General features: G+C 36.1%; 6 protein-coding genes. 2 read left to right on the top strand and 4 right to left on the bottom strand.

The genetic code is table 11. The features are described from left to right. Positions 1-307 precede the first annotated feature (307 nt). Both ACPYKA_RS16850 and ACPYKA_RS16855 read left to right on the top strand, forming a co-directional pair. A complete protein-coding gene (locus tag ACPYKA_RS16850) occupies positions 308-1,072 on the top strand; it encodes an ABC transporter ATP-binding protein (protein WP_479543375.1) in 765 nt (254 codons plus the stop codon). Further along, on the top strand, positions 1,047-2,927 hold the full coding sequence (locus ACPYKA_RS16855; protein ID WP_479543376.1) for an ABC transporter permease: 1,881 nt from the start codon (positions 1,047-1,049) through the stop codon (positions 2,925-2,927). Before ACPYKA_RS16850 ends, ACPYKA_RS16855 begins: the two co-directional genes overlap by 26 nt. 44 nt (positions 2,928-2,971) lie before the next feature. On the opposite strand, the gene hisC is transcribed toward ACPYKA_RS16855, so the two are convergent. The 4 genes from hisC to hisA are packed head-to-tail and all read right to left on the bottom strand — an operon-like array spanning position 2,972 to position 6,126. Further along, entirely contained in the window at positions 2,972-4,033 is a 1,062-nt protein-coding gene (gene hisC, locus ACPYKA_RS16860; protein ID WP_479543377.1) for a histidinol-phosphate transaminase, read from the bottom strand. Continuing rightward, on the bottom strand, positions 4,026-4,658 hold the full coding sequence (gene hisIE, locus ACPYKA_RS16865) for a bifunctional phosphoribosyl-AMP cyclohydrolase/phosphoribosyl-ATP diphosphatase HisIE (RefSeq protein ID WP_479543378.1): 633 nt from the start codon (positions 4,656-4,658) through the stop codon (positions 4,026-4,028). The genes hisC and hisIE overlap by 8 nt, the downstream gene beginning before the upstream one ends. A gap of 5 nt (positions 4,659-4,663) precedes the next feature. Continuing rightward, a complete protein-coding gene (gene hisF, locus ACPYKA_RS16870; RefSeq protein WP_479543379.1) occupies positions 4,664-5,416 on the bottom strand; it encodes an imidazole glycerol phosphate synthase subunit HisF in 753 nt (250 codons plus the stop codon). Between the two features lie 2 nt (positions 5,417-5,418). Then, positions 5,419-6,126 carry a 1-(5-phosphoribosyl)-5-[(5-phosphoribosylamino)methylideneamino]imidazole-4-carboxamide isomerase gene (gene hisA / locus ACPYKA_RS16875; RefSeq protein ID WP_479543380.1) on the bottom strand — a complete coding sequence of 236 codons (708 nt, stop codon included), beginning with the start codon at positions 6,124-6,126 and terminating at the stop codon, positions 5,419-5,421. Positions 6,127-6,366 lie beyond the last annotated feature (240 nt).

Raw genomic sequence — 6,366 nt, forward strand, 5'->3', positions numbered from 1 at the left:
ATCGACAGTTGGAAAGGGATCAACATTTTGTATTCTTTTTGACTAGATTTTAGGGCGGCATAAATAAGATTGGAAATTGCGCTGAATTATTTCGTTATTCGCTGAATTTTTAGTTTAACCGCTGGATCGAATGTCGCTAACGCTGAAATTTTATTTGAATCGCTGAATTCTGGTCTTAATCCGCTGAATTTGGGTTGCACTGAACCTTTTCTTACAACATTGTAAGGTAAGTGAAAGAAAAATCAATAGTTAATATAGACAATCCGTTATAAGCTAAAGATAGACATGAACGAAAGGGGTTTTTAAGTTGTTACAAGTGAAAAACTTAAGTAAAGTTTATGAAGGGAAAATACCTTACCGAGCTTTAACGGATATAAGTTTTACTGTTGATACTGGAGAATTTGTCTGTATTATGGGTCCTTCAGGTAGCGGGAAAACTACTTTATTAAATATTATTGCAACAATAGATGAGCCAACAACGGGCGAGGTATTAATAAAGGGAGAAAGTCCACATAAATTAAATAAAAATAAGTTAGCTAAATTTCGTCGCAGAGAATTAGGTTTTGTCTTTCAAGATTTTAATTTATTACACACATTGACCGTAGAGGAAAATATTGTTCTTCCTTTAACTCTGGATAGCAAACGGGTAAAAGAAATGAAGGAAAAAGCTCATACTATTGCAGAAACGTTAGGAATAAAAGAAATAATGAATAAACGAACATATGAAATATCTGGTGGGCAGGCACAACGGACTGCGGTTGCTCGAGCAATGATCCACCAGCCGAAATTAGTTTTAGCCGATGAACCGACAGGAAATCTCGACTCAAAAGCATCAAAAGATGTGATGGAAATGCTCTCTTTGATGAACGAACAAGAAGAGACAACGATGATGCTTGTCACACACGATGCGCAAGCGGCAAGTTACTCTGATCGAGTCATTTTTATTCGCGATGGGAAATTGTATTCCGAAATTCATAAAGGGGATAATCGCCAGATATTCTTCCAAAAGATTATTGATACACTTTCCTTAATGGGAGGTAATGATGATGACCTTTCGTCAGTTCGCGTTTAATAATGTCTTTCGCAATAAACGGTTATATGTTGCTTATTTTTTAAGTAGTTTATTTACAGTAATGGTCTTTTTTACATTTTTAAATTTTGCTTTTCATCCCGAATTATCGGGTGATGGCATGAGCTCAAGTGTCCAGCAAGGAATGTCTGTTGCGGGTGGGATTATTTACGTATTTTCCTTTTTCTTTATCCTTTATTCGATGAGTTCATTTTTACAATCAAGAAAAAAAGAATTTGGAGTATTAATGATTCAAGGGATGTCAAACCAACAGATTCGGTGGATGGTATTTTTAGAAAATATGGTCATCGGCTTTTTTGCTACAGTAATAGGGATTGCGCTTGGTCTAGTTTTCTCAAAAGCAATACTACTTATTGCAGAGAATATACTCGTTTTAGACGGAGGTTTACGCTTTTATTTTCCTATGAAAGCATTAATAGTAACATTTATTTCATTTATGTTGTTATTTTTCTTTATTTCAATTTTCGTCACTTTTGTATTACGAACGAATAAGTTAGTGAAGTTAATTAAGGGGGACAAAATTGGAAAAAGTGAACCAAAAGCATCTATTTGGCTAACAGTTTTAGCCGTACTTTTAGTAGGAAGCGGCTATGTGATTGCTTTATATGTAAAAGGGGTAGTAGTTGTCGCAGCATTGTTTCCTGTTGCAGCACTCGTTACGGTAGGAACATACTTTTTGTTTTCTCAACTAAATGTTTATGTTGTTAGAAAGTTAAAAAGTAGGGAGCGTTTATTTTGGAAGAAAACAAATATGCTTTTATTTTCGGATTTATCGTACAGGATGAAAGATAATGCACGAGCTTTTTTTATGGTTGCCATTATTTCTACCGTTGCATTTAGTGCCATTGGAACACTCGTTGGACTAAATTCTTATTTAACAAGTGGAGTAAAGTCTGCTCATCCTATTTCGTTTGTTTATACGGTAGAAAAGGCAGAAGAAAATAACAAAGAAATTAACAAAATTGAACAAACGCTTGATCAATATGATTTAACCTATGATAAAGCTGAAATAGAATTAAACTATTATAATCAGGATGATAGATCCATATTAATTACAACTGCTGATACGTATAATACGTTTGCTCGGATTGCAGGCGAAAAAGAAATAGATTTAAAAGACACCCAAGTGACCGTGGTGGAGCAAAACTCTGTTAATATGTTGGTACCACAGGCTAACTTAGAAAACTCATTCATTACATTAGAGGACGGAACGAATGCCAATGTAGATAAAAATTTGGTTGGTATTGCAAAGCCCAATGTGTTACCAGAAGTAATGCATTATTACATTGTGGGGGATCATATTTATGAGCAACTTCCATCTCCTGAACACACGCAAAAAGTTATTGGATGGCAAGTGTTAGACGGTGAAAAAGACGATTTAATCGCAGCTGGAGAGAAAGCCTCTGAAGGAATTTTAAACTTCATGGCAGTAGACCATGTTGTCCATGATATTAATAAAATGTGGAGTCCAGTAATGTTTGTTGGCCTATTTATCGGCATTGTCTTTTTCGTGTCGGCTGGAAGTTTCTTATATTTTAGGCTTTATACTGACCTTGATGATGATAAACAAAAATTTATGGCAATCAGTAAAATTGGCTTAACGACAAAGGAAATGAATAGTGTTATCGGTAAACAAATTACACTACTCTTTTTTGCACCGATTAGTATCGCAATAATCCACGGAGCAGTGGCATTAACCGCTTTATCACATATGTTTGGATATAATTTATTTACGGAATCAGCCATTGTCCTTGGAAGTTTCTTTGTTATCCAAGTTGTTTATTTTATAATTGTTCGTTATTTTTATACAAAGCAAGTAAGATTGGCTGTGGAATAGTAAAAAAAGGACTGTAGAAAAAACTCTGCAGTCCTTTTTTAAAATTAAGCGATGATTAACTTATGAACGGCTTCTATAAATCGTTTCATTTCTTCGTCATTCCCAATAGTAATTCTTACGTAATTATCAATTGGTTTTTTCCCGAAATAACGGATTAGAATATCTTGTTCATGTAATCTTTCATACAAGTTTTGTGCTAGAATGTTTGGATGTGTTGTAAACACAAAGTTTGTCGCAGAAGGTAAGACTTTAAAACCGAGATTTTCAAGTCGCTCGGTTACCCACGTTCTAGTCGCAATAATTTTAGTTGAAGTATTTTCAAAATACGCTTTATCTTTTATAGCTGCAGTTGCACCGGCTAAAGCTAAACGATCAATCGGGTACGAATTAAATGAATCTTTTATTCGAATTAGTGCCTGAATCAATTTTTCATTCCCTAATGCAAAACCAACTCTTAGACCGGCCAGTGACCGTGATTTGGACATCGTTTGTATAACGAGTAAGTTATCGTATTTATTAACGAGTGATACTGCCGATTCAGGAGCGAAGTCAATGTAGGCTTCATCGACAATGACGACCGTATCTAGATTGTTTTTCACAATTTCTTCAACTTGCTCAAGGGTTAAGTAGATACTAGTTGGAGCATTTGGATTTGGAAAAATCACTCCACCTTTGGACTTGAAAAATGCTTCTGTATGAATAGTAAAATCCTCGTTTAATGCAACTTCTGTATACGGAATATTAAATAGTTTTGCATACACTGGATAGAAACTATACGTTATATTTGGGAATAAAATTTCTTTGCCCGGTTCGAAAAAAGCCATAAAAGAAAATGCTAACACTTCATCAGAACCATTTCCGATAAAGACATTTTCCGTCCTCAAATGATAATATTTGGCAATCTCTTCTCGTAAATTTTCCATCGTGGGGGAGGGGTATAACCGTAAATCCTTCCCAACTTCCGAAGTGATCGCTTCAATTACTTTAGGTGAAGGGGGGTAAGGGTTTTCGTTCGTATTTAATTTTAAAATGTTTTCTTTATTTAACTGTTCCCCAGGGATGTATGGTTCAGCCCTCTCTACCATAGAACTCCATAGTCTATTCATTTTTATCTTCCTTTTTCTGAACATGACGTTCGTATAAAACATCTTTTATATCGGACAAGCTAACCCCAGTAATATTCATTAATACGAGCGTATGGTAAACAAGATCGGCAATTTCCCATTTGATTTCTTCTTTATCATTATTTTTAGCACCAATAATGACCTCGCTTGCTTCTTCACCGACTTTTTTTAAGATTTTGTCGATACCTTCCTTAAATAGATAGGTTGTATAGGAACCTTCAACTGGGTTATTTTTGCGTGCTTCAATAACATCAACAATCGTATGAATTACTTCACGTTTTGAAAAGTCTTTTTCAGTCACAATATTAAAAAAACAAGACTCTCTCCCTGTATGGCAGGCAGGTCCAAGGGGATCGACCGTTATAAGTAGGGCATCTTGGTCACAGTCAAGGGCAATACTTTTTACTTTTTGTCTATTACCGGAAGTCGCTCCTTTATTCCAAAGTTCTTTTCTAGAACGACTATAAAACCACGTTTGTTTCGTTTCGATCGTTTTTTGTAATGCTTCTTCATTCATGTAGGCAAGCATAAGAACCTTTCCTGTGATATCATCTTGGATAATGGCCGGGATCAGTCCGTTGTCATCATACGTAATGTTTTTAATCATGTTTGTTAAATCTCCTCTACTAGAATGTCAAAATTCAGTAAATACTCTTTTAAATCAGTGATGTTAATCTCTTCGTAATGGAAAACAGAAGCGGCGAGTGCTGCGTCAGTGTTTCCTTCTGTAAGCACTTTTCTAAAATGGTCCATTTCTCCAGCTCCACCACTTGCAATGACAGGAATGGTTACTGCTTTCTTAACTGCGTTGTTTAAAGTTAAATCATAGCCATCTTTAACACCATCCGCATCAATCGAATTAAGTAAAATTTCACATGCACCAAGTTTCTCGCCATGTTTTGCCCATTCAATTACATCAAGTCCCGAGTCTTTTTTCCCGCCACTTGTAAAAGCGTGCCATTTGTTTGGGGCAACTTGTTTGGCATCGATGGAAAGGATAATTTTATCGTCACCAAATTTTTCAGATGCTTCTTTTATTAAATTCGGATTGTCAATTGCTGCGCTCGTGATAGCAACTTTTGCTGCACCTGCATCAAGTACTGATGCTACATCTTCTATAGTGCGAATTCCACCACCAACCAGAAGTGGAATTTCAATGACTTCTGCAATTTTCTTTACAATTTTTAAAAAAGCTTCCCGGTCGTTTCCAGTAATATCGAGTAAAAATAATTCATCAGCATGATCCAGTTCATATTTTTTAGCAAGTTCAACTGGATCGGCAACGTCTTGAATATTTTGGAACTTTTTCCCTTTTACGACACGTCCGTCTTTTACATCTAAGCATGGAATGATTCGTTTATTCATGTTTATTCCTCCATGAGTGATTCAAATTCTAGTTTTCCATCATATAGAGCTTTGCCGATAATTGCTCCATACATATTTAGGTTTTGTAGATTAGCTATATCTTCTTTCGTTGTCACTCCACCTGAAGCAATAACATCCATTTTTGTCGCTTCATTGATTGTCTGTTGCTCTGTTAAATTTGGCCCTTGGAGCATGCCGTCTTTTGCAATGTCGGTATACACGATTGTTTTAACACCGACTTCTTCTAACTTTTTAATTAGCTCAAGTGCGGAAACATCGCTCGTATCTGTCCAACCATCTGTTGCAACAAAGCCGTTTTTGGCATCTATTGATACAACTATTTGCTCACCGAATCTTTTGACTGATTCTTGTAAAAATGCTTGATCATTAATTGCGGCTGTACCGATAATTACACGGTTTACACCATTTTTTAGATAGGCTTCAATTGTATCGATTGAGCGGATACCTCCACCGACTTGGATAGGAATCGAAACGGTATTAGCAATCTCGATAATCACTGCTTTATTTATTGATTCTCCTGTTTTTGCTCCGTTTAAGTCAACGATATGAATGAATTCTGCACCTTTTTCTTCCCACTGTTTTGCCATATCTACTGGGGAATTGCTATAAACTTTTTCTCTGTTATAATCTCCTTGAATAAGTCGCACACATTGACCGTCCAAAATATCAATTGCTGGAAAAATAATCATTTCAAATTCTCCTCTATTAGTTAGGCTGTTTTTAAAAGATTGTTAGTTTTGATACAACAATATACATTAACTGTGCAGTTAAATCGCCGTTGATTTTCGCTCCGGGCAGTACGCTTTCCGCGGGCACGGCTTCAGCCTCCGAAGCAGAAACCCACTGCTTCTAAGTCTTCAGACACGTGCTTTTCCCGCAGGAGTCGACTGCCCTCCACTACAATCAACTAGATTGGTGAATTCCCTGGT

The organism is Pseudogracilibacillus amylolyticus (SeqCode) (assembly GCF_051918545.1).
Classification (GTDB): domain Bacteria; phylum Bacillota; class Bacilli; order Bacillales; family Amphibacillaceae; genus Pseudogracilibacillus.

What these genes read in the sequence shown, in the direction of transcription:
- ACPYKA_RS16855 (WP_479543376.1), top strand. Translation starts at nt 1,047, where the DNA reads ATGACCTTTCGTCAGTTCGCGTTTAATAATGTCTTTCGCAATAAACGG.
- hisC (WP_479543377.1), bottom strand. Translation starts at nt 4,033, where the DNA reads ATGAATAGACTATGGAGTTCTATGGTAGAGAGGGCTGAACCATACATC.
- hisIE (WP_479543378.1), bottom strand. Translation starts at nt 4,658, where the DNA reads ATGATTAAAAACATTACGTATGATGACAACGGACTGATCCCGGCCATT.
- hisF (WP_479543379.1), bottom strand. Translation starts at nt 5,416, where the DNA reads ATGAATAAACGAATCATTCCATGCTTAGATGTAAAAGACGGACGTGTC.
- hisA (WP_479543380.1), bottom strand. Translation starts at nt 6,126, where the DNA reads ATGATTATTTTTCCAGCAATTGATATTTTGGACGGTCAATGTGTGCGA.